This is a genomic window from Paraburkholderia sp. BR10882, from assembly GCF_040948855.1.
In the GTDB taxonomy this organism is placed as follows: Bacteria; Pseudomonadota; Gammaproteobacteria; order Burkholderiales; family Burkholderiaceae; genus Paraburkholderia; species Paraburkholderia nodosa_A.
This window is the reverse complement of record NZ_JBFPKP010000030.1, coordinates 37,322-59,035: the sequence shown is the minus strand read 5'-3', so window position 1 is coordinate 59,035 and position 21,714 is coordinate 37,322. Positions and strand designations below refer to the sequence as shown.

22 protein-coding genes and 1 pseudogene are annotated in these 21,714 nt (G+C 63.3%); 5 read left to right on the top strand and 18 right to left on the bottom strand.

All coding sequences use genetic code 11. The features are described 5' to 3' along the window. Position 1: 1 nt before the first annotated feature. From AB3X99_RS38090 to AB3X99_RS38080, 3 genes are all read right to left on the bottom strand, one after another. The gene (locus AB3X99_RS38090; protein WP_069269323.1) at positions 2-289 is read right to left on the bottom strand and encodes a hypothetical protein; all 288 of its coding nucleotides are present in this window, start codon (positions 287-289) and stop codon (positions 2-4) included. Between the two features lie 174 nt (positions 290-463). After that, on the bottom strand, positions 464-1,870 hold the full coding sequence (locus AB3X99_RS38085) for a heavy metal sensor histidine kinase (RefSeq protein WP_368619940.1): 1,407 nt from the start codon (positions 1,868-1,870) through the stop codon (positions 464-466). Beyond that, the gene (locus AB3X99_RS38080) at positions 1,867-2,544 is read right to left on the bottom strand and encodes a heavy metal response regulator transcription factor (protein ID WP_368605285.1); all 678 of its coding nucleotides are present in this window, start codon (positions 2,542-2,544) and stop codon (positions 1,867-1,869) included. The genes AB3X99_RS38085 and AB3X99_RS38080 overlap by 4 nt, the downstream gene beginning before the upstream one ends. A gap of 316 nt (positions 2,545-2,860) precedes the next feature. Between AB3X99_RS38080 and AB3X99_RS38075 the strand changes: the two genes are divergently transcribed. Then, complete coding sequence (locus tag AB3X99_RS38075; RefSeq protein WP_368619938.1) at positions 2,861-4,576, top strand: alpha-keto acid decarboxylase family protein; 1,716 nt, start codon at positions 2,861-2,863, stop codon at positions 4,574-4,576. A gap of 80 nt (positions 4,577-4,656) precedes the next feature. On the opposite strand, the gene denD is transcribed toward AB3X99_RS38075, so the two are convergent. The 9 genes from denD to AB3X99_RS38030 form a co-directional block, all read right to left on the bottom strand. Then, the gene (gene denD, locus AB3X99_RS38070; RefSeq protein WP_368619937.1) at positions 4,657-5,646 is read right to left on the bottom strand and encodes a D-erythronate dehydrogenase; all 990 of its coding nucleotides are present in this window, start codon (positions 5,644-5,646) and stop codon (positions 4,657-4,659) included. Positions 5,647-5,697: 51 nt separating this feature from the next. Next, positions 5,698-6,486: a 2-oxo-tetronate isomerase gene (otnI, locus tag AB3X99_RS38065; RefSeq protein ID WP_368619936.1), complete on the bottom strand. Its 789-nt coding sequence runs from the start codon at positions 6,484-6,486 to the stop codon at positions 5,698-5,700. Between the two features lie 28 nt (positions 6,487-6,514). Then, positions 6,515-7,171, bottom strand: coding sequence for an aldolase (locus tag AB3X99_RS38060; protein WP_368619935.1), 657 nt, complete (start codon positions 7,169-7,171; stop codon positions 6,515-6,517). After that, positions 7,168-8,490: a 3-oxo-tetronate kinase gene (otnK, locus tag AB3X99_RS38055; RefSeq protein WP_368619934.1), complete on the bottom strand. Its 1,323-nt coding sequence runs from the start codon at positions 8,488-8,490 to the stop codon at positions 7,168-7,170. Before otnK ends, AB3X99_RS38060 begins: the two co-directional genes overlap by 4 nt. Before the next feature lie 20 nt (positions 8,491-8,510). Further along, a complete protein-coding gene (gene ltnD / locus AB3X99_RS38050; protein WP_368619933.1) occupies positions 8,511-9,401 on the bottom strand; it encodes an L-threonate dehydrogenase in 891 nt (296 codons plus the stop codon). A gap of 69 nt (positions 9,402-9,470) precedes the next feature. Further along, on the bottom strand, positions 9,471-10,175 hold the full coding sequence (locus tag AB3X99_RS38045) for a FadR/GntR family transcriptional regulator (RefSeq protein ID WP_368619932.1): 705 nt from the start codon (positions 10,173-10,175) through the stop codon (positions 9,471-9,473). A gap of 126 nt (positions 10,176-10,301) precedes the next feature. Continuing rightward, on the bottom strand, positions 10,302-10,616 hold the full coding sequence (locus AB3X99_RS38040; protein ID WP_368619931.1) for a hypothetical protein: 315 nt from the start codon (positions 10,614-10,616) through the stop codon (positions 10,302-10,304). Beyond that, complete coding sequence (locus AB3X99_RS38035; protein WP_368619930.1) at positions 10,603-11,976, bottom strand: acyclic terpene utilization AtuA family protein; 1,374 nt, start codon at positions 11,974-11,976, stop codon at positions 10,603-10,605. Before AB3X99_RS38035 ends, AB3X99_RS38040 begins: the two co-directional genes overlap by 14 nt. A gap of 18 nt (positions 11,977-11,994) precedes the next feature. Next, on the bottom strand, positions 11,995-13,299 hold the full coding sequence (locus tag AB3X99_RS38030; protein WP_342947532.1) for a citrate:proton symporter: 1,305 nt from the start codon (positions 13,297-13,299) through the stop codon (positions 11,995-11,997). Between the two features lie 98 nt (positions 13,300-13,397). Here AB3X99_RS38030 and AB3X99_RS38025 point away from each other — a divergent pair, with 98 nt between their 5' ends. Next, entirely contained in the window at positions 13,398-14,294 is an 897-nt protein-coding gene (locus AB3X99_RS38025; RefSeq protein ID WP_069269311.1) for a LysR family transcriptional regulator, read from the top strand. Between the two features lie 104 nt (positions 14,295-14,398). On the opposite strand, the gene AB3X99_RS38020 is transcribed toward AB3X99_RS38025, so the two are convergent. Further along, a complete protein-coding gene (locus AB3X99_RS38020; RefSeq protein WP_368619929.1) occupies positions 14,399-14,617 on the bottom strand; it encodes a BON domain-containing protein in 219 nt (72 codons plus the stop codon). Between the two features lie 633 nt (positions 14,618-15,250). Here AB3X99_RS38020 and AB3X99_RS38015 point away from each other — a divergent pair. Together AB3X99_RS38015 and AB3X99_RS38010 are read left to right on the top strand one after the other, a co-directional pair. Beyond that, positions 15,251-15,799: a carboxymuconolactone decarboxylase family protein gene (locus tag AB3X99_RS38015; RefSeq protein WP_368619928.1), complete on the top strand. Its 549-nt coding sequence runs from the start codon at positions 15,251-15,253 to the stop codon at positions 15,797-15,799. A gap of 685 nt (positions 15,800-16,484) precedes the next feature. Next, positions 16,485-16,664, top strand: a complete 180-nt coding sequence (locus AB3X99_RS38010) for a hypothetical protein (protein WP_342947535.1) — start codon at positions 16,485-16,487, stop codon at positions 16,662-16,664. A 165-nt stretch (positions 16,665-16,829) separates the two neighbouring features. Here AB3X99_RS38010 and AB3X99_RS38005 read toward each other — a convergent pair whose 3' ends face one another. Together AB3X99_RS38005 and AB3X99_RS38000 are read right to left on the bottom strand one after the other, a co-directional pair. Next, positions 16,830-17,924, bottom strand: a complete 1,095-nt coding sequence (locus AB3X99_RS38005; protein ID WP_368619927.1) for a branched-chain amino acid aminotransferase — start codon at positions 17,922-17,924, stop codon at positions 16,830-16,832. A 133-nt stretch (positions 17,925-18,057) separates the two neighbouring features. After that, positions 18,058-19,041: pseudogene (locus AB3X99_RS38000) on the bottom strand (2-isopropylmalate synthase); the annotation flags it as partial. Between AB3X99_RS38000 and AB3X99_RS37995 the strand changes: the two are divergent. Next, entirely contained in the window at positions 19,023-19,304 is a 282-nt protein-coding gene (locus AB3X99_RS37995; RefSeq protein WP_368619949.1) for a hypothetical protein, read from the top strand. The pseudogene AB3X99_RS38000 and the gene AB3X99_RS37995 overlap by 19 nt on opposite strands. A 76-nt stretch (positions 19,305-19,380) precedes the next feature. On the opposite strand, the gene AB3X99_RS37990 is transcribed toward AB3X99_RS37995, so the two are convergent. From AB3X99_RS37990 to AB3X99_RS37980, 3 genes are all read right to left on the bottom strand, one after another. After that, positions 19,381-19,863, bottom strand: coding sequence for an RES family NAD+ phosphorylase (locus tag AB3X99_RS37990; RefSeq protein ID WP_368619926.1), 483 nt, complete (start codon positions 19,861-19,863; stop codon positions 19,381-19,383). Next, positions 19,860-20,366: an antitoxin Xre/MbcA/ParS toxin-binding domain-containing protein gene (locus AB3X99_RS37985; RefSeq protein WP_083245708.1), complete on the bottom strand. Its 507-nt coding sequence runs from the start codon at positions 20,364-20,366 to the stop codon at positions 19,860-19,862. The genes AB3X99_RS37990 and AB3X99_RS37985 overlap by 4 nt, the downstream gene beginning before the upstream one ends. Before the next feature lie 87 nt (positions 20,367-20,453). Next, positions 20,454-21,173, bottom strand: a complete 720-nt coding sequence (locus AB3X99_RS37980) for an ATP-binding domain-containing protein (protein ID WP_368619925.1) — start codon at positions 21,171-21,173, stop codon at positions 20,454-20,456. Positions 21,174-21,714: the final 541 nt, after the last annotated feature.

Here is a 21,714-nt window from a genome sequence, read left to right as displayed (position 1 = left end):
GTCAGAGCTGCCCCGTTCCCCACAGCCAGACGAGCACCCCGGCGACGATGCCGATCGCGGTGCAGACGGAAAGCTGGTACGGCACCACGCGAATCCAGCCAGTCGAGATGAACACGCGATGCGCGACGAGCGCGCCCACGATGCCGATCATGGCGCTCACGAGCCAGTACGGAAAGTACGCACCGAAGAGCGACCAGGACGGCGCACCGCGGGCCACGCAACCCGCAAGCGGCATGAAAGCCACGAATGAACAAACGAGAGCGAGTCTGGGCCATGTACGTTGTTTCATCGTTTCTTCTACGCTTCATGACTGGGCTTCATGACTGGGCTTCATGACTGGAATAGATGCTGAATTCCACTCGTACCAGCAACCCACGCGCGCATCGATGGGTTGCGTCCCGCATTCCCCAATTCACGGCAGCCCATCATAGCGCGGTTTGTCGCACCGCCGCCCCTGGGGCGCCTACTGGCTGCGCCGCTCGCGCTGCCGCGGGAACACGAGCGTAAAGCGCGTCACGCCGTTGCTGCTGGATGCTTGCCACGTGCCGCCGTGCAGCAACATGATGCTGCGCACGATCGAAAGCCCTAGCCCGCTGGACTCCGACGAGCGGTGCCGTGACGGATCGGCCCGATAGAAGCGGTCGAAGATCCGTTCGAGATGATGCGGCTCGATCGTCGGTCCGCGGTTTTCGACATGGAGCGTCGTGGCCTCCGGTCCTTGCTGCGCCACGGTCGAGATGGCCGTACCCGGCTCCGCATACCGCAAGGCATTCGCAAGCAGATTGCCCAGCGCACGGCGCAGCAGATCCGGATCCGCGCATACGTGGCCTTCGCCGCGCCATTCGAGGCTCACGTTGCGGTCCTCCGCGAGACCTTCGAAGTACTCCTGCATGCGCTCGAATTCCACCGCGAGCGGCACGTCCTTGCGCTCGATGGCGTTATCGGCCTGCTCGGTGCGCGCGAGGAACAGCATGTTGTCGATCATCTTCGACAGGCGTTGCAGCTCCTCGTAATTCGAACCAAGAAGCCGTTGGTAATACGCGATGTCGCGCGTCTGGCTCAAGCCGACTTCGGTCTGCCCGAGCAGATTGCCGATGGGCGTACGCAGGTCGTGCGCCATGTCGGCCGACACCTGTTTCAACTGGGTGAACCCGCGCTCAAGCCGGTCGAGCATGCCGTTGAATGCGGCGATCAGTGCGTCGAGTTCGGGCGGCGTGGCGCGCTGCTCGATGCGCGTCGAAAGCGTGCTGACGCCGATCGCCCCGGTTTGCGCCGCGAGAACACGCAACGGCTGCATGTTGCGGCGCGCGAGGACGAAAGCGAGCAACGCGACGATAGTCGCGCCAGCGGAGGCGAATAGCAGTATCTGGTTCCGATATGCCCGCAGCAATTGCGTACGCTCGGTCAGCAAGCGGCCGGAGATGATCTGCAGGTCCTGTTTCCCGGCTACGTCGTGCGCCGCAGCGGCGACGTAGATGAACGGCGTCCCATCAGCCGCAACCGTATGCTGCACGGCGCCGAGTGTGAGCGGCATGTCGACCGGCACCGGCTTCATGTCCGGCACCGCCCGGTGACCGGGATTCACCGTAATGAGCGGCGCTTCACCCGGAAAGCCCACGATCAGCAGCGATTCCGTATTGCCGAGCATGTTCGCGAAAAGATGGGGCTTGTCGCGTATCAGCTCGCGCACGTCGACATCGTTCATCAGCGTGCGAAGCTGGTCCACACGCGTCACCAGCGCCGCGTCGTCGCGCACGATCAACTGCCGCTCCAGCCCGCGATACAGCAAGGTGCCGAGCAACGCCATCGCGGTAAAAACGATGAGCGCGTATAACAACGCAAGGCGCGTGGTGAGCGAAAGCCGCTTCATGCTTCGTACTCGAAACGGTATCCCACGCCGTGAATCGTATGAATCAGACGAATCGGGAACGGGTCGTCGATCTTCTGCCGCAGCCGGCGCACCGCAACATCGACCACGTTGCTGTCGCTGTCGAAGTTCATGTCCCAGACGCGCGAAGCGATCAGGGCGCGCGACAGTACCTGACCTTGATGCTCCAGAAAGAACGCCAGCAGGTTGAATTCCTTGTTGGTGAGCGTGAGGCGCGCGCCGCCCCGGTCGACTCGCCGCTTCGGCACATCGACCCGCAGATCCCCGACTTCGAAGACCTGCTCCTCCTGCTTTTGTGGCTGGCCGCGCCGCAGTATGATGCGGATGCGCGCCAGCAACTCGGCAAACGAGAAAGGCTTGACGAGATAGTCGTCGGCACCGAGATCGAGGCCCTTGAGCCGGTCTTCCAGCGTGCCCCGTGCGCTCAGGAACAACACTGGAGTCTTGATGCGGGCACCGAGCTTCTTCATGACGGTCCAGCCGTCCATCTCCGGCATCATCACGTCGAGCAGGATCAGGTCGTAAGCCATCTCCTGTGCGAGGTGCAGCCCGTCGATGCCGTTCGTGGCCACGTCCACCACGTAGCCGGCTTCCGTCAAGCCGTTCTGGATGTACTCGCTGGTCTTGGCTTCGTCTTCGATGACGAGGATTTTCATGGCGTCGATCCCTGCACTCTCATGCGCGTGTCACTGATTCTGTGCTCGTTTTGCGCCCCTATGCCAGGCGTGATAGCAGTCTAGGCAGTGCGTTCCAACAGGGCCGTTACTCAATCATTACAGAGAAATGACGAAGTGCAGCGTGTTCTCTCCCTGATATTTTTTTGTAATGACCCGGTCACGCTGCTGTTTTTGCCCAGCGCCTAGACTGCGAATCCGTTGTACCGCAGACCGACTTGCGCAGCGCCATTTCCGCGGAGTGCTATCGATCACCGGTACCGCACATTCCTCCAATGACCCAGATTAGGAGTCCTCCATGGAAACCACGCAAAACATGGCCAAACTGACCCAACGCATGACGATTGGCGACTTCCTGCTGCGCCGCCTCGAGGAAGCCGGCATTCGTCATTTGTTTGGCGTCCCGGGCGACTACAACCTCGCGCTGTTGCAGCAGCTCCACGATAGCGGTGCGCTGGAATGGGTCGGCACCACGGGCGAGTTGACCTCCTCTTATGCCGCGGACGGTTATGCGCGGCTCAACGGCCTGGGCGCGCTGCTCGTCACGAACGGGGTCGGCGCGTTGAGCGCACTGAACGGCGTGGCCGGCGCCTACGCCGAGCACGTCCCCGTCATCTGCATCAGCGGTTCGATCCCGCTGCGCTCCATCGATCGCGGCCTCGGCATGCATCACACCATGGCCGACGGCAACTTCGACCACTTCCTGCGCGCCTATGCGCCGGTGACGGTCGCCCAGGCGAGGATCACGCCGCGCAACGCCGTCGTCGAGATCGACCGGCTGATCCTCACCGCCTGGCGGGAAAAGCTCCCGGTCTATATGGAGCTGCCTTCCGACATCGCCTACCTCGAGATCGAGGTGCCGGCCGCGCCGCTCGTTCTTGCCCACGTTCCGAGCGATCCGGAACGGTTGCAAACGTGCATCGCCGCGCTCGCCCAACAGTTTTCCGCAGCAACGGCACCGGCGATCCTCGTGGATACGGACGCCGACCGGTTCGGCGTCGCCCCCGAGCTCGTGGCGCTCGCGGAAAAGCTGCAGGCCCCGGTCGCGGTGATCAACGCCGCCAAGGGCGTGATCGACGAATCGCACCCGCAGTATGTCGGCATCTACGCCGGCAACGGCAGCGAGCCTGGGGTACAAGAGACGATCGAGAGCAGCGACTGCCTGCTCGCCGTGGGCTACCGGCCGATCGAAGTGACGACGGGCGATTTCTCGGCAACGCTTCCGGCCCGCACGATCCACGCGCGTGCGCACGCCGTTGACATCGGCGAAGACAACTATCAGGCGGTGACGCTCAAGGAGGTGCTACGGGGCGTAATCGATGCCATCCCGCAGGTTGCGACGCGCGTGCAAGGCCCGGTCGACGCGCCGGCCGCCCGCATGCACGTCGAGGCTGCCGCGAAGCTGACGCAAGCCGCCTACTGGCAGGCTGTCCAGGATTATCTGCGACCCGGAGACGTCCTGTATGTCGACAACGGCACGTCGTTTTCCCTGCTCGGCCTGAAGTTGCCGCCGGGTTGCACATTCATCGGATCGATCAACTGGGGATCGATTGGCTATTCGGTCGGCGCCCTGCTCGGCGCGCTGACTGCGGCGCCCGAACGCCGCCACGTGTTGCTCATCGGCGATGGTTCGTTCCAGGTCACGGCCCAGGAGTTGTCGACCATTCTGCACCACGACCACAAGCCGGCAATCCTGCTGATCAACAATGGCGGCTATACCATCGAACGCGGCTACCTCGGCAAGACCGAGCCCTACAACGACATCGCGAACTGGGCCTACGCGGAGCTGCCGAAAGTGCTCCATCCGGGCGCCGCCGTGCAGTCGTTCGTGGCCAGGACTTGCGGGGATCTGCAAAACGCCCTCGCCGCGCCGAACGACAAACCGGTTTTCGTCGAATCGATCATGGACGCCTGCGATGCACCCGCGCCGATCACGCGAAGCAGCAATCTGGGCGCCGAACTCGACTACGGTCCGCGCGGCCCGCAGAACCGCGAAGGTCTCCAGCTGCGGTAAAACGAGAACGCCGCCTCGCAAAGACTCAGGTCTGCGATGGCGGCGCGTGTTGTTTCTCGCGCAAGAAGCCGGGCACGCAATCAATGCTGCGCAAGCTTCCCGCCGAGTTCATCGTCGACGAACGCGCGCACGATATCCTTGAACGACGCGTCGCCTTGCAGGCCAAGCTGGGTCGCGCGTGCAATGTCCCACTGCGCGGGCCAGCTGCCGACGATCTTCGCCACACGCTCATCCGCCTTCCATTCGATCCGTGCCGCGACGGCATCGCCCGCCACGTCGCGCAGCGCGACGATCATCTCGTCGACCGTCACCGAGACGCCCGGCAGATTCACCGTGCGCCGGTTGCCGAGCGCGGCGCCGTCGACCTCGCATCCGGCAACGAGGCATTCGATGGCCTTGCGTGGCGAGAGCAGCCACAGCCGCGTCGAACCGCTCACCGGGCACACCGTCGGCTCACCGTTGAGTGGCTCGCGAATGATGCCGCTGGCAAACGAGGACGCCGCCGCGTTCGGCTTGCCTGGCCGCACGCTGATAGTCGGCAGCCGCAGCACGCGGCCATCGACGAAACCGCGCCGCGAGAAGTCATTGAGCAGCAACTCGGCGACGGCCTTTTGCGCGCCGTACGACGACTGCGGATTCAAGGCGGTGTCGTCGTGGACGACCTCGGGCAGATCGCCGCCATAGACGGCAACCGAACTCGTGAACACGACGCGCGGCCGATGCCCGCGCTCGCGGCACACGTCGAGCAGCAGCCTCGAGGCGTCGAGATTGATCCGCATGCCGAGATCGAAGTCCGCTTCCGCCTGGCCGCTGACGATCGCCGCGAGATGAAAAATCGCCGCCGTCTTCTCGTCGATGATGCGTTCAAGCACGCTGCGCTCGGCAATGTCGCCGACTTCCACACGCACGCGTTCGTCAGCCGGTCCCGGCGCCGCGACGACGTCGAGCAGCACCAGTTCGGTGATCGGCTCGCGCTGCCCGTCCGCGCCCTTCAGTTCGCCGCGTGCGAGCAGCTCGCGCGCGAGACGCTGGCCCAGAAATCCCGCACCGCCCGTGATCAGTACTTTCATGTCGCTGTGGTTCCTCCAGTGTGTCCGTCGAATGCGCTCAGGTCTGTGCGCTCAGCTGCGCGCCTTCAGGTACGGCCTGATCCATCCAAGCCCTTCCGATGTGCCGGCGCGCGGCCGATATTCGCAACCGACCCAGCCGTCGTAGCCAAGTGCGTCGATCAGCGAGAACAGATACGGGTAGTTCACTTCGCCAAGATCCGGCTCGTGCCGCTCGGGCACGCCCGCAATCTGGATATGCCCGATGCCCTTGATGTCACGCTTGAGCTTGACGGCGAGATCGCCTTCGACAATCTGGCAGTGGTAGAGATCGAACTGTACTTTCAGGTTCGGCGCACCGACTTCCGCGCAGATCGCCTGCGCGTCGTCTTGCCGGTTCAGAAAGAAGCCGGGAATATCGCGTGTGTTGATCGGCTCGATGACGACGGTAATGCCGTCCGCCTGGGCGGCCTGCGCCGCATAGGCAAGGTTCTTCAGATACACCTCGCGATGCGCGGCGCGCGATTGCTCCGGTTTGATCAACCCGGCCATCACGTGCAGCTTGTCGTTGCCGAGTACACGCGCGTATTCGAGTGCGGTCTCGATACTGCGGCGAAACTCGTCCTCGCGGCCCGGCAGCGACGCGGTCCCGCGCTCGCCCGCCGCCCAGTCACCCGGCGGCGCATTGAACAGCGCTTGAGTGAGGCCGTTGTCGTCAAGACGCTGCTTGATGTCGGCGGCCGGAAACTCATAAGGGAACAGAAACTCCACGGCCTCGAAACCGTCGCGCGCGGCAGCAGCGAAGCGGTCGAGAAACGCGTGTTCGTTGTACATCATCGAAAGATTGGCGGCGAAGCGTGGCATCGAAGCGACTCCTTGAATACGGTAAGCGTTACCAGCGCGCGCCGAACACCGTGCGCAACTCCTCGAGCGCGGTGTCGTCGAGCGGCGCGGGGCGCGGGTTCGTCATCAGCCACAAACGCGCCGTCTCTTCCAGTTCTTCGATCACGTACGAAGCCTGCGAAACGGAACGCTCCCACACGACCGGCCCGAGCCGCTCGAGCAGCACGCCGCGCACGCCATCGGCGAGCGAGGCGATCTGTTGCGCGACTTGCGGATCGCCAGGACGCCGGTAGCGGATCAGCGGAACGTGCCCGACCTTCATGACGTAGTACGGCGTGATGGGCGGCAACACGTCGGCGTCGCTCCAGACGCCTGCGAGCGTCAGCGCGACAAGGTGTGTCGAATGCGTGTGCACGATGCCGCGCGCTTCACGGTTACGCTCGTAGACGCCGCGATGCAGCGCCAGCGTTTTCGACGGCTCGCCGCCCGACACCGCGTTGCCGTCGAGATCGACCTTCGCGATCTCCGCGGGATCGAGGCGGCCGAGGCAGGCATCCGTCGGCGTGATGAGCCAGCCGTCGTCGAGCCGCGCGCTGATGTTGCCCGCGCTGCCGACGGTGTAGCCGCGCTCGTAGAGGCTCGCGCCCGTCACGCAGATTTCCTCGCGGACTTTCGCTTCGCTGCTCGTGTGAATGGCCGCCGTCATTTCGCACCTCCATCGAGCATATGCAGCGCCTTCGCGAAGAAGTCGACTGCGCCGAAGTTGCCGGACTTGAGCGCGAGCGCAAGCGGTTCGGCCGCGATCGTGGCGGTGGCGGGCACGCCTGGATCGATCTGCTTGCCGATGCGCAGCATGTCGACGCCCAGCGCCTGCACCACCGCGCCCGAGGTCTCGCCGCCCGCGACAACGAACTTGCGCACGCCGAAATCGCGCAGCCCGCGCGCAATCGACGCGAGCGTGCGCTCGACCAGTTCGCCGGCTTGCGCCACACCGAGTTCGCGCTGTGTCGCCTTCACCTCGTCGGGCGATGCCGTCGCGTAGATCAGCACGGGTTGCTGTGCCGCGCGCATGTGCTCGCGCGCGAAGGCCAACGCTTGCTCGACGACGGGCTCGCCGCGCGCCGCCGCGAGCGGGTCGATGCGGAACGCGGGACGCGTTTCGCGCCATGCGGCCACCTGGGCATTCGTCGCCTTCGACGCACTGCCCGCCAGCACCGCCGACGCGCCGTCGATACGCGGCAACTCGCCTGCATCGCCGGCATCGGCGAGCAAACCGGCGCGGCGGAAATTCGCGGGCAACCCGAGCGCGACGCCCGAGCCGCCCGTGATCAGCGGCAGGGCCGCGCACGCCTCGCCGAGCGTGTAGAGATCGGCATCCGAGACGGCATCGGCGATTGCCATGCGCACGCCGTCGGCCCGCAGCGCGCCGATCGAGGCGCGCACGGCTTGCGCGCCTCGCGCCACGGCGTCGTATCTCACGAGACCGACTTTCGAGCGCGTCTGACGTTGCAGCACGCGCACGAGGTTCGCGTCCGTCATCGGCGTAAGCGGATGATGCTCCATGCCCGACTCGTTCAGCAGCACGTCACCAACGAACAGGTGCCCGCGATAGATCGTGCGGCCGTTTTCCGGAAACGCGGGACAGGCGATGGTGAACGGCACGTCGCCTTCGATGGTCGACAGCGCGTCGAGCAGCGCGTCGGCCACGGGCCCGATGTTGCCTTGATCGGTCGAATCGAAGGTCGAGCAGTACTTGAAGAAGAACTGGCGGCAACCTTGCGCGCGCAGCCATTCGAGTGCGGCAAGCGACTGCGCCACGGCGTCGGCAGCAGCGATCGTGCGCGACTTCAGCGCGACCACGAGCGCGTCGGCTTCGATGCGCGTGTCGGCGCCGGGCACGCCGATCGTCTGCACGGTGCGCATCCCGCCGCGCACCAGCATGTTCGCGAGATCGGTCGCGCCCGTGAAATCGTCGGCGATGCAGCCGAGCAGCGGCTTTGCGGCAGAGGCGTTCGTGTTTGTCATGTTGTTGCACCCTTCCCCGCTCAGCGCTTCGCGGGCACATCGATGCCCGGGAAAATCTTGATCACGGCTGAATCGTCTTCGCCGCCGTGACCTGCCGTCGAGGCCATCATGAACATCTGATGCGCAGCCGCCGACAACGGCAGCGGAAACTTCGAGCGTCGCGCGGTATCGAGCAAGAGGCCGAGATCCTTGACGAAGATGTCGACCGCTGACAGCGGCGTGTAGTCGCCGTTGAGAATGTGCGGCACGCGGTTTTCGAACATCCACGAGTTGCCGGCGCTGTGCGTAATCACGTCGTAGAGCGCATCGGGATCGACGCCTTCGCGAAGACCGAGCGCCATCGCCTCGGCGGCGGCGGCGATGTGCACACCCGCGAGCAACTGGTTGATGATCTTCACCTTCGAGCCCGCGCCATGCTGCTCGCCCAGCCGGTACACCTTGCCCGCCATCGCGGCGAGCACGTCCTCGCACGCGGCATATGCGGCGGCGGGCCCGGACGTCATCATCGTCATTTCGCCCGATGCCGCGCGCGCCGCGCCGCCCGATACGGGTGCATCGAGCAGTTGCAGGCCGGCCGCTTCCACACGGCGGCCGAGGTCGATCGCGAAGTCGGGCGCAACCGTCGCGCACGCAATCACGACGCCGCCCGGCTTCATCGAATGCACCGCACCCTGCTCGCCGAACAGCACCGTTTCCGTTTGCGCGGCATTGACGACGAGCGTGACGACCACGTCGCACCGCGCGCCAAGCTCGGCGGGACTCGCGCAAGCCGTGCCGCCGGCGGCCACGAACTGGTCGAGCGCTTCGCGGCGCACGTCGCATGCATGGACGTTGAAACCGCCGCGCAGCAGCGAACGCGCGACACCCATGCCCATCGCGCCCAGACCGATCACTCCGACATTTCTCGACATACCTTTTCCTCTACGAACAGGGCCGCAGACAGTGCGCCGCGGATTGCGCGAGCGAATGCATCTGCGAACTCAGCCGATACCGGCTTCGGCCAGACGGCGCGCCGCGTTGTACATGTGGGTTTGCGCGGCATTGCGAGCGGCCATCGGGTCGCCTGCGCGGATCGCGGCGGCGATCGCGGCGTGTTCGTCGCGCACCTGGCGCGAGAAGTCCTCGCGCAGCGCCTCGTTGCGGCGCGTGATGACCGTTCCCGCTTCGAGGTATTGATTGAGAAACGTCAGCGTCTTCAGAAAGTACGGATTGCCCGTCACGCTGGCGATCGCGCGGTGAAACGCGACGTCTTCGGCAACGCCGTCGCGGCCTTCGGCGACGGCCTCATCGATCTTCTTGAGTGCGGCGTCGATCGCCATCATGTCGGCGTCGGTGCGGCGCATGGCGGCTTCCGCCGCGACTTCGGCTTCGATCGCGCGGCGCACCGCGAGGATCTGCAGCACCGAGCCGCCTTCCATCGCTTCCGCGTAGTCGATGCGCAGCGGCCGGATCGCGCCATGCGCGGCCACGTACACGCCGCTGCCCTGACGCGGCTCGACCACGCCTTCGTTTTTCAGACGCGAAATGGCCTCGCGGATTACCGTGCGGCTGACGCCGAACTGCTGGGCGAGCACGGCTTCCGTCGGCAGCTTGCCGCCGCGCGCGAACGTGCCTTTGTCGATCTGGGCGAGCAGCTGTTGCGCGACCGTGTCGCTCAGCGCCCGGTTGGGAATCTTCTCGAACATATCAGCAGATTTGCCATGTCATAGGGTCATCATACAAATTTGGGACATGGGTCTGCATTGGGGAGAACCCTTAAAGCTAACCCCGGGTGTCACACGGCGCCTTTCGGAAAGCGCGCCGTCATGCGGTCATTCAGGAAGGTCGTCTATTTCGAGATCGAGGAGCGCCATGCTCATCGACTTGCCGTGCGCATCCAGCGCCAGCGAACGCGTCACGCCCCCACCCAGCGCGTTGCCGAGCACGAAATTGAACGCACCGAGAAGCGGCAGTTCGTAGCGCACGACCTCGCCTTTGACGACGTCGGCGAGATGCGCCTTGACGCGCTCCGGCATCAAGACGTTGCGCAGATGGGCGTAGTGCTTCGCGTCGTAGCAAATCACCGAGATGTTCAGCGTATTGCCTTTGTCGCCAGTGCGGCCATGGGCCAGTTCACGCAGTTTCATCGCTTGCCTCGACAACCTGGAATGCCGGATTTACCTGTTCGCGTGGCAGCAAGACAGACTGCACGGCGAGCACCTCACGAGTCGATTTCGTGACGCCCCCGCCCCCCGCGGGCCCGTTGGTGTAGAGCGTCTCGACCTCGTTGCCGATGCGCGCCGCTTCCTTTGCGTTCGCCGCGCGCCCTGCCACGCGAACGCGTACTTCGTACGGCGCGTCGTGACGTGCCGCGAGGGCGTCGCCATAGAGCGCATTCACGCCGATCAGGTCAAAACGCAGTTCGCTCGTGTCGACGCCCGTGGTCGCGAGGCGCTCCCGCACGATGTCGAGCGCAAGTCGCGCACGTTCAACCGCGCCCGGTCCGCCGTAGGAAATCTGCCCCTCTCCGATATAGCCATCGACATACGCGACCGATACCTTCAGTGTTCCCGTGCGTGTACTGCCGCGCCCGCCCATCACGCGCACGCGGTCTTGCGCCTCTTCTACGACACTCACCCCGCTGAAGTCAGCGACGACATCGGGCTGAAAGTAGCGTTGCGGATCGTGAATCTCGTAGAGCAATTGTTCCTTGCATGTCGCCTCGGTCACGCGACCGCCCGCATGCGGCACCTTCGTCACGACGACGCTGCCATCGGCGCCGACTTCGCCGATCGGAAAGCCTAGCCGCGCGAGATCCGGCACGTCCTTGAAACCAGGATCGGCGAAATAGCCGCCTGTCACCTGTCCCGCGCATTCGAGCAAATGACCGACGACGGTCGCCTGCCCGAGCGTATTCCAGTCGTCCATGCGCCAGCCGAACTCGTGAATGAGCGGCGCGGCGAACAACGACGGGTCCGCGACGCGACCCGTGAGCACGATATCCGCTCCCGCCGCGAGCGCCTCGACAATCGGCGCTGCGCCGAGATACGCATTTGCCGAAACGATGCGGTCCGTGTAGGCGCTGACATCGTCGCCGGACTCTTCGAAGCGCAGGTGGGAACGCAGGACGACATCGAGCACATCGTCACCGGTGACGGCGGCAATCTTCAGTCCGCTGAGTCCAAGTTCCTGCGCAATCCGCGCCGTCTTGATCGCCGCCGCCCGTGCATTGGCCGCGCCCATGTTCGAAATGATCCGTACGCGGTTGCGCACGGCGACCGGCAGTACGGCGCGCATGCGGGCTTCGAGCAGCGGATCGTAGCCGAGTGCGGCATCGTGACGGCGCGCCTGTTGGGCGATCGCGACCGTGCGTTCCGCGAGGCATTCGAATACGAGGTAGTCCAGCGCGCCGTGCTCGGCGAGTTCGACAGCGGGCTCGATGCGGTCGCCCGAGTAGCCTGCACCCGCTCCTATCCGTACGCGCCTTGGTGATTCGGTCCGGTTCATGACTTCTGCCACTCCTCTTTACAGCGGAAACACGCCCAGCACGACGCACGCGATCGTCATGACGATCGACGCGCCGAACAGCAGCGGAAACGTGAACTTCTGATGATCCGCGAGATCGATTCCACACAGGCCGACGACGAGAAACGTCGCGGGCGTGAGCGGGCTCACGGGAAAACCGGTGGTCATCTGGCCGAGCAGCGCGGCCTGCCCGATGTGCACCGCCGGCACGCCAAGCTGCGACGCCACTTCGGCGATCACCGGCAGCACGCCGAAATAAAACGAATCGGGGTCGAAGAGCATCGAGAGCGGCATCGACAGCACGCCGAGCACGACCGGAATGTGCCCCGCAAACGCAGGTGGCACGAAACCGACCGCGGCCTGCGCCATCGCCTTGAGCATGCCGCTGCCCTGCATGATGCCGGTGAACACGCCCGCTGCGAGCAGAATACCCGCCATCATCAGCGCGGCGCGCGCGTGGGCGTCGATGCGCTTGCGCTGCATGTCGACGTTCGGGTAATTCACCATCAGCGCGATGCACAAGCCCACCATGAACATGATCGCGGGCGGAATTTTCTCGCCCATCACGACCATCGTGCCGAGCACGACGATCGTCAGCACGATGTTGAACCAGAAGTGCTTCGGGCGGCGCAGCGCCTGTTCCTCGGGTGTGAGCTCGCGTTTGGGTAGCGGAACTGTGCCGCTGGCGGAAGAATAGCCGAGGCGCTTTTCCTCGCGCCGGCCGAGCCACCAGGCCATGCTGAACACGAACACGAGGCCGATCGCCTGGACCGGAATCAACGGATTGAAAAGCGCAGAAATCGGCAGATGCAGCGACGCCGATGCGCGGATCATCGGCCCCGTCCACGGCAGGAAGTTGATGCCGGCCGCCATCGAAACGGCCGCCGCGAGCACGCGCTTGTCCATGTTCAGGCGCTCGTATAGCGGCAGCATGGCCGGGATGGTGACGAGAAAGCAGACCGCGCCCGAGCCGTCGAGGTGAATGAGCAGCGCGAGCAGCGTCGTGCCCACCACGATGCGCGTCGGCTTGGTGCCGACCGTGCGCAGGATGCGGTCGATGATCGGATCGAGCGTGCCCGCATCCGTGATCGTGCCGAAATAGAGAATCGCGAACACGAACATGCCGACGACGGGCGCGAGGCCTTTCAATCCGTCGATGACGAACTTGCTCGTCTGAAAGCCGAATCCGCCGATCAGGGACGCGACGATCGGCACGATGATGAGCGCGACGAGCGGCGACATACGTTTTGAAAGAATCGCGGCCAGCAGCACCACGATCGTCACGAGCCCCAGCAAAGGCAGCATGTTGTGTCTCCAGTCTTGTCTTTTAGTGCGGACCAGCGTAAGTTCGGCGCTTCAATAACGCAATTGAAATGAATTGATCGTAGCAATCATAGTTCGTTATGGATCTCAATCTACGCGACATTCGTGCTTTCGTGACCGTGGCGCACGCGGGCAACTTCACGCGCGCGGCGGCGCGGCTGCATTTGTCGCAGCCCGCGCTGACCGTGCAGATTCGACGCCTCGAGGAAACGGTGGGTGCGCGTTTGTTCGATCGCAACAGCCGCAGCGTTGCGCTGACCCAGACGGGCCGCGAATTGCTGCCTATCCTGACGCGATCGCTAAGCGATATGGAGCAGGCTCTTAGAGATGCGCGCGCGCTCGGCGACGGGTCGAGCGGCACGGTGCGACTCGCGTGCCTGCCGACCTTCGCCGCCAGCGCGCTGCCCGAGTTGATCCGGGCGTTTCGCCAGCGCGTGCCACAGGCGCGGTTTCAGGTTCGCGATGTCGTCGCGAGCGCTGTCAACGCGCTCGTGCGCAATGAAGAGGTGGATATCGGTCTGACGGGCGGGCACAGCGTCGATGCGACGCTCGATGTCCTGCAGACGGGCGAAGACCGGCTGGTGATCGTGTGCCCGAAGACCCACCCGCTAGCCCGCAAGCGCAAGGTGACGGTCGACGACTTCGCTTCGATGCCGCTCGTGCTGACCGCGCCGGGAACGAGTGTGCGCGCTGTCGTAGACGCCGCGCTGGCGAACGCCCGTTGCACGCCCGATATCGCGTGCGAGCCGATGTACATGATGACCGCCGTTGCGATGGTGCGCGGCGGCCTCGGGATCTCGGTCCTTCCGGAGTCCGCGCGCGAAGTGCACGCGGAGCGAGGTCTCGTTATGCGGCCGATCGATGATCCGGCATTCGTGCGCCCGATTGCGCTTGTCAAGAAACGTGGACGGACGCTGCCTCGTGTGACGGAGGATTTTGTCGATACGGTCGATCTTGGGGGCAAGGCGGCGGGGTAACGCGGCCTACACGTAGCGGTCGGCCCTCTGCACTGTCGTTCCGAAAATGGTGAGCAGTCTTTCGCGCTGGTCTGGTATGGGTGTGCCGTCCCAATCGGTGCGGCTCAACGACCGCCGCCGTGCCCCGTTCGTACCGTTAAACGATTCGAAACCGCTCTGACGCCGCGAACTGATCTTGCCGCGATACTGGCCCGCTCGATCTGCGAGCGCTGTGGTACCCACCCAGTCAGCGTAACGGTGCCACCGCGCACCTGTACGTGAATATTCATGGAGTTCACCCCAGGATTGCGCACGAGGGCCCGACGGACGTCGCCAGCCAGCATGGCATCGGACCTCCGTCGCGGCGCGGACGTCGCAACCGCCGCCATTTGCGCGGACGTGTCGACAGCTGGACTTACGCTTGTTTGTGCGCTGGCACGGGGCACGCCGCCCGCGATGGCAAATGCCAGAGTGACACAAACGACTTGTCCTCCAAGGCGACTTCCCATGCTCCCCCCAGTGTCGACTTACGAACGGCACCTCGCGACGAATGTTCTCGCGCGAGCCCAACAGCGTGCGCAACGCCAGGACGGACACCCGGCGTGCTCATACGTGAATGTCGTCACTGCTCAATATAGCTTCTCGTCGCACAAACGAGCGGCCGTGCGCCAGCAGGCGTACCGCAGGGAAGATTACCTGCGACGTAATTGCTCGAAATCGTCGCGAATCGATCATTTCCGCTGTCCGGTCGAGCGCGATTGCACATCGATCGCAACAGACCGTTTGTTCTCGTACATACGGAAAGACCATGAGGGGTGGATTGCTCCGCGGTTGGCGAGAGGTGCGAGGCACGCGTCCCGTGACTGATTCGCTTCGCTGATTACCAGCGATGTAATTGGCGAGGCTCGTTTCTCTCACTAATCTGTGCTTGTCGCCTGATCGACATCAGCGATACCTTCGACTTTCAAGGAAATACCGTGGCTCACTTCCCCATCTATACGCTCGAATCCGCACCTGAACAATCGAAGCCCGCGCTGAACGGGCTTGCCCAGGCCTTCGGCATGGTGCCAAATATCGCTGGCGCAATTGCCGGCTCGCCGAAGCTGATCAATGGCCTCGTCGGCCTGTTTCAGCAGGCGCATGGCGGCAACTTTTCCGAAGCACACGTCCAGACGCTGCTGCTCACCAATGCGGTGACCAATGGCGCCACCTGGCCGGTCGCATTCCACTCATGCCTCAGTCTCAAGGAAGGCCTGAGCGAGGCCGACGTGCAGGCGATCGGCGAACGCCGCCTTCCGCAGGACCCGAAACTCGCGGCGCTCTCGCGTCTGGCACGCACGCTGATCGAAAAGCGCGGCCACGTCGACGATCACGACATCGCTGCGTTCACCGAAGCTGGCTTCGATCAGGCACTCGTGCTCGACGTCATCCTCGTGGTCGCCGCCTCGACGATCACGAACTACACCGCGAGCGTCACCCAGCCGCCGCTCGAAGAAATGTTCCAGCCCTACGCGTGGAAGGCGTGAAGCGAGTTTGAGCGGCGGGAGCCCCACCCAAACCCGCCGCCGCAGAATGCCTCGTTCAAGCCCTTTCCCCCGTCGGGAAAGGGTCTTCGATCCGGTTCCTCTAAACCAGGGTATCGACCGCCCAACCAGCTGCGCAGGCTCCTGGCACGTTGGTTGAAGACTGCGTGCGAATCGCAGGCGCGCACCCTATACTTACACCCAGGTCACCAAACGTTTTATTCGCACTCTTAATCATATATGGTTTTCCAGGGAGTTCGGCATCAAAACGCGCGCAGTTCGAGTCGCGGTCTCTTTCGCGATCCTGCAGCGGCGATCGTTGAAGGGCAGAGGCCAGTCATGAAGGACGTGAGCGCACCCACGGCAGCTTCGTTTCCCTACACACTCCTCGTTTCGTGCAATCGTGGCTGACTGAAAAAAACCGTATCGCGCGCCCGCCTCATCGAAGCGCCTCGATTACCCGTGAGGTAATTGAATTGCAGTCGCACGATCAATATGATTCGCTTACGTTCTCGGGAAGAGGAAAAGGAACAGTGCACCAGCCAGACAGGACGATCGGTCGATCATGGAAAGACGAAATCAGGTATGCGAAACATTTCAGCGAATCAGCGACAAAGTCGCCTTCGACATCAAGTGGGAAGGCGTTGCGCGGGTTGTCCGACCGTGGTCTATACGTTGGAGAATTCAAATGGATGAATTTCGTGACAAGGGGCTCTCTCATCCCCTGGTAGCAGGAGCCGCGATCTATCTCACCGAGGTCATGACGAGTGTCGACTCGAGTGTCGGTCGCGCATTGATCGTTGTGGCCGGCGGGCTAGCGCTTCAGCTCTATCGCAAGTTCACGCGATGCAATTGCCGCGTCGAGTAACTCCGCACCGGCTCAGCGCGGCGAGACGACAATTGCGACCCGGCGGTTTGTGCTCGCGCGATCGATCGTCGGTGTTAGGTGGATTGGATGGGTCCTGTCGTCGGCAAATGCGTCAACCGGCGAGTGATGGTTTGTATGCCTGCACACGGATTCCAGGAAAATCGCTTAAGATGCCTTGTGGATCCAGCCGAATGGATCTGCAATCTTGCCGCGCTGAATACCGGTGAGCGTAGTGCGAATTCGTTGCGTGACAGGTCCTTCGCCACCCTCACCGATCCTGAATTCGCCCGCAGCGTGACGAACGTCCCCGATGGCCGTCACGACCGCTGCCGTACCACAGGCGAAGGCCTCCTTGACGCGACCGCTGATCGCATCGGCTTGCCACGATACGAATGCATAAGGCTCTTCGGAAACTGTGATGCCCTCCCGTTTGGCCAGCTCAATAATGGAAGCACGCGTAATGCCAGGCAAGATGGTGCCCGAGAGCGGAGGTGTACGCAGGGAGCCGTCGTCCATCACGAAGAACACGTTCATGCCGCCCAGCTCTTCGATCCATTTGTGTTCCGCAGCGTCGAGGAACACGACCTGGTCGCAGCCTTTCGCGGCCGCCTCGGTTTGCGCAATCAGGCTGGCGGCATAATTTCCGCCGCACTTGGCCGCGCCTGTTCCACCTGGTGCCGCGCGGGTATATTGGTCGGAGACCCAAACAGTGACCGCCGTCTTGCCCGCCTTGAAATACGGCCCAACGGGCGAAGCGATAACACAGAACAGATACTCGTTGGCGGCGCGCACCCCGAGAAAACTCTCCGTTGCAAACATGAAAGGCCGCAGGTACAAACTGCCATCGCCGCCAGGAACCCAGTCCCGATCGATCTTCACGAGTGCATCCACTGCGCCGACAAAGAGTGCTTCGGGGAGTTCTGCCATGGACATGCGCGCTGCCGACGCGCGAAACCGCCTGGCATTCTCGTAAGGCCTGAAAAGCGAGATCGAGCCGTCGTCGCCGCGATAGGCTTTCATGCCTTCAAAAATCTCCTGCGCGTAGTGCAGGACAGCGCAGGCGGGGTCAATCTGAAACGGCCGACGTGGCTCAACTTTCGCGTCGTGCCAACCAAGGGCACTTGTCCATCGGACAGTCGCCATGTGATCGGTGAACACGCGACCAAATACCGGGTTGGCAATGCTCGCGGTGATCTCATCGTGTGGGGTCGGTGTCGTGCTGGGCGAAATAACAAACTGGGCAATCGTTTCAGTATTCATGGTTTCTTCGAGCTATGACGAAAATAACGCGGTCGCAGGGTTCCTGCTGTCCGGCGGTTTGCGATGTGAAAGCCTTGGTCGCTGACCGTTATGAATGCGCGCTGCCGCAATTCACGCCCTCGCCCTGACGTGCCAGGGCAACCAGCGCGCCATCGGAAACGATGGCCTCACGATCGGCGAGAGCCTTGAAGCGCGCGAACGCTGCATTCAATTCTGCATCGCTATCCATCATGACACCAAGCTCACGCAGGCGCTGTTTGAAGGCAGTTCGACCAGAAAGCTTCCCGAGCACGATCCTGTTTGCGCTCCAGCCTACATCTTCCGCGCGCATGATTTCGTAAGTATCGCGCGCTTTGAGCACACCGTCCTGGTGGATGCCGGACGCATGAGCGAACGCGTTAGCGCCGACTACCGCCTTGTTGGGCTGCACCGCAAATCCGGTAATATCCGAGACTAACTGTGAAGCCGTGACAATCTGGCTTGCATCGACGCGCACGTCGAGGTCGAAGTGATCTCTCCGGGTCTTGACCGCCATGACGACTTCCTCGAGCGCCGTATTCCCTGCCCGTTCGCGTGCACTCGATCTGCCTTGCGCCGCCCGATTTGACCGCGGCCAGTGAGTTCGCCACCGCGAGGCCAAGATCATCGTGACAGTGCACCGAAAAAACCGCCCGGTCTGAATTTGGAATGCGCTCGCGTAGTTCGCGGATCAGTGCCGCATAACCTTCCGGCATGGCATGGCCAACGGTATCGGGTACGTTGATCGTAGTCGCGCCCTCGGCAATCACACCCTCCAGCACCCGGCACAGAAAGTCCATATCTGAGCGACTGGCGTCTTCCGGCGAGAACTCGACGTCATCGGTGAAACTGCGCGGCGCGCCTGCTCGTACACCTGGTCGGGCGACATACGGAGTTTTTTCTCCATATGCAGCGGCGATGTCGCGAGAAAGGTATGGATGCGAAAACGTTTGGCTGGCCGCAGCGCTTCGGCCGCACGTGAAATGTCACGCGCGTTCGCGCGTGCGAGAGAACAGATTATGCTATCTTTCACTTCGCTTACGATTGCGCGCACTGCCTCGAAATCGCCATCAGAACTCGCTGCGAAGCCCGCCTCGATCCTTGCGGGATGGAGAGCAGTCGCCGGGTGCGTCGATGACAAAAGAAGAAAAACTCCGCATCGCGAGGCAACTCGAGCGTATGCGGGTCGACGTGTTGTACGTCCTCGGTCGTCATGCCCCTGACCACCGCTGGCTGGGAAGTGAAGCACTAACCCGAAGACGAACTCAGGTTGACTGCAGTCTCCGCGTCCACTCACAAAACGAATCCAACCGTTTTCGAGCGATCGTGCTTTTTAGGTTAGATGTCTGGAGAGCACCTTGACCGCCGGCACGCACATCGCGAACCCTGACATTTGATCGCGGGGGCTTGGTCCATCCGCCTGCAATCGACATCGGGCTCATCGCGTCGGCTGGCCAAACAGCCGCGGATCCAGCGTAAAGGGTTCCGTGCTGATCACCTTTACGCTTGCCATCTCCGGATGCATCGGGTTCAGCAGCAGATTGAAGTCGGTAGGACAAACGACCGACGGGACCCGCATCGCCAGTTGCTCGCCCGCCTCAAGCCATTGCCGGCCAAGCGCCCTCGTCGCCGTTGGATCGCTCGTCAGGTCTGTCCAGCCGTCCGGCAGGCCAGGTGCGAATGCGGCATCGTAGACGGCGTCCGGCACCTCCAGCGTCACGAGGAAATAGCCACCGGCCGGCAGCAAGCCCGCCATGTGCACCAGCGCTTCAAGCAGCGCCGTTGACGCGTGGCAGCAGGTGTAAAGCACTCGCATGCCACGCGGGTTCCAGCGGCCTCCGGCGATCGCCGCACCATTGCCGCTCAGGTCATCGGCACGGTAATACCCGCGCCGCTCTTTCGCCAGGCGGTAAAGCCTCATGCAGACACGCCGTGAATGACTCGCAGCAGGATCTCACGCACGCGGTCGTAGCCCGGTTGCGAGTCGAGCACCTCGAGCGGGCTGAGTCCACCCAATTCCGCATTCGATCGCTGCATCCACTCGGCGGCCAGCGCCGGGTCCTCAAACACCTCCACAGCAAGCTGACGCACATACAACACGCGCGCAACGCGATCCGACTCGGCTGGCGACAGTCGCTCCGCGCGCGCCATCTTGCGCAGGATCGTCGAACTCGGCAGATTGAGACTCGCCAGCAGCGTCTGCACCGGCACGTGCAGCAGGTCCTTCGCTACGCGCTCGATGATCGCCGCTTCCATGCCTTCCCGGATCTGCCGGCGTTGCTCTAGCGGATCGAACCTGACGAGAAACGTTTCGATATCGTCAGAGTGGGCGCCGGGTCTGCCAGAGCCGGCCAGGGCTTTGCCGGCATGTGCTGCGCCCGGACGCGCCGCCGAATGACGGCCGGACGGTTGATTCAGGGACATGTTGCGCGCCTCCCAGATGGGAATTTCATGTTTCCCATTCTAGATCACTCTCAAACGGGAGTCAAGATTATCCCAGTTGATCATTTATTATGCTGACCGGTCCTGGCGGCGGAGACTGAAAAGCCGCAGCAGTTCGTCCCGCAATTCCGAGACATCCAGGACATGCTGCGCCCGGGTCACAGCCACATAGAGGAGGCGGAGCTTATCCTCGTCCGGCATCGGGCTGCCGTCGGCCCCGCGCAGGCGGAAATCGTTCGCAACCTTGACCCGCTTCCACTCGAGACCCTTGGCACGGTGGACGGTTGAGATCACATAGTGGGCGGCAGCTTCCACCACCGAGCGCTGCGCCAGGGCCCGCAGATAGCCGGTCCCCAGCTCGTCGACGATGCGCACAACCGGCAGCAGGTCCTGACCAAATGCACTGCGCGCAAACGCCTGTGCGTCGCTCCACGTCCCGAACAGCGAGAACGCCGCCGGACGGAACGCGCGCTGGCCGGCCAGCAACCGGTCAGCGCCATCAGCGTAGGCGAGAATCTCGGCGGGGCTCATCCGGATCGCCAGTCGGTGTCCTGCCTCGAGTCCCACGGCGAACTGCCAGATCGCCGTGACGTTCCTCCGGCACAGGATCGCGTCAACCGGCGGCGCGAGCGCAGGATCCTCCACCATGATCGAGCCAATGGCTTCCTGTCCCCGGATGGGCTTGCGCTCACCGAGCAGTGCGAGCAGGCGGCTCGCCAGCGTCGCGAACGTGGCACCAAAGCGGAACGACTCCGTGAGCACACACTCGGGCGTGTCGATCTGCGCCATCGCATTGATCGCGCCGCGCCACTCGTAGATCTGCTGGTAAGGCTGGAAATGGAACTGGTGAGTGTCCCCCTCGCAGTCAATCAGCTGGATGGGGTCAAGCCGAACGTTCTCGAAATCGGTGAATCCGGCGGACTCGGCAATCCTGGCATTGAAGCACGAAGTGCAGAGTAACTCATAGTGGCCATCGCCAGAACCGCAGTGGACGGTGTCCCAGGGCGGCGTCTGGTTGCCGCATCGTTCGCATCACTTGTGTGCCATATCGTGCCCGCTGTAACGTTTTCCCTGTGATCGCCAGGATCTTGATTTCCGGTTGCCGTTTTCGACACTATTGATCCGACGTTGGCGGCAACATACGGCCCGCGAAGGCGTATTGGGGTGCGCAGTAGCTGGCGAACGGATGCCGCTATTTTGACAGACACGACGAGCAGCCCTGACTGGTGCCAGGTGTCTGGCGCCACTTGATCAGCAAGGTCAAACGCCATCCATGATCGGCGCGTTCGATGAGGTCATGCCGCACGGTGGCTTCCATGCGGTCGCGCTA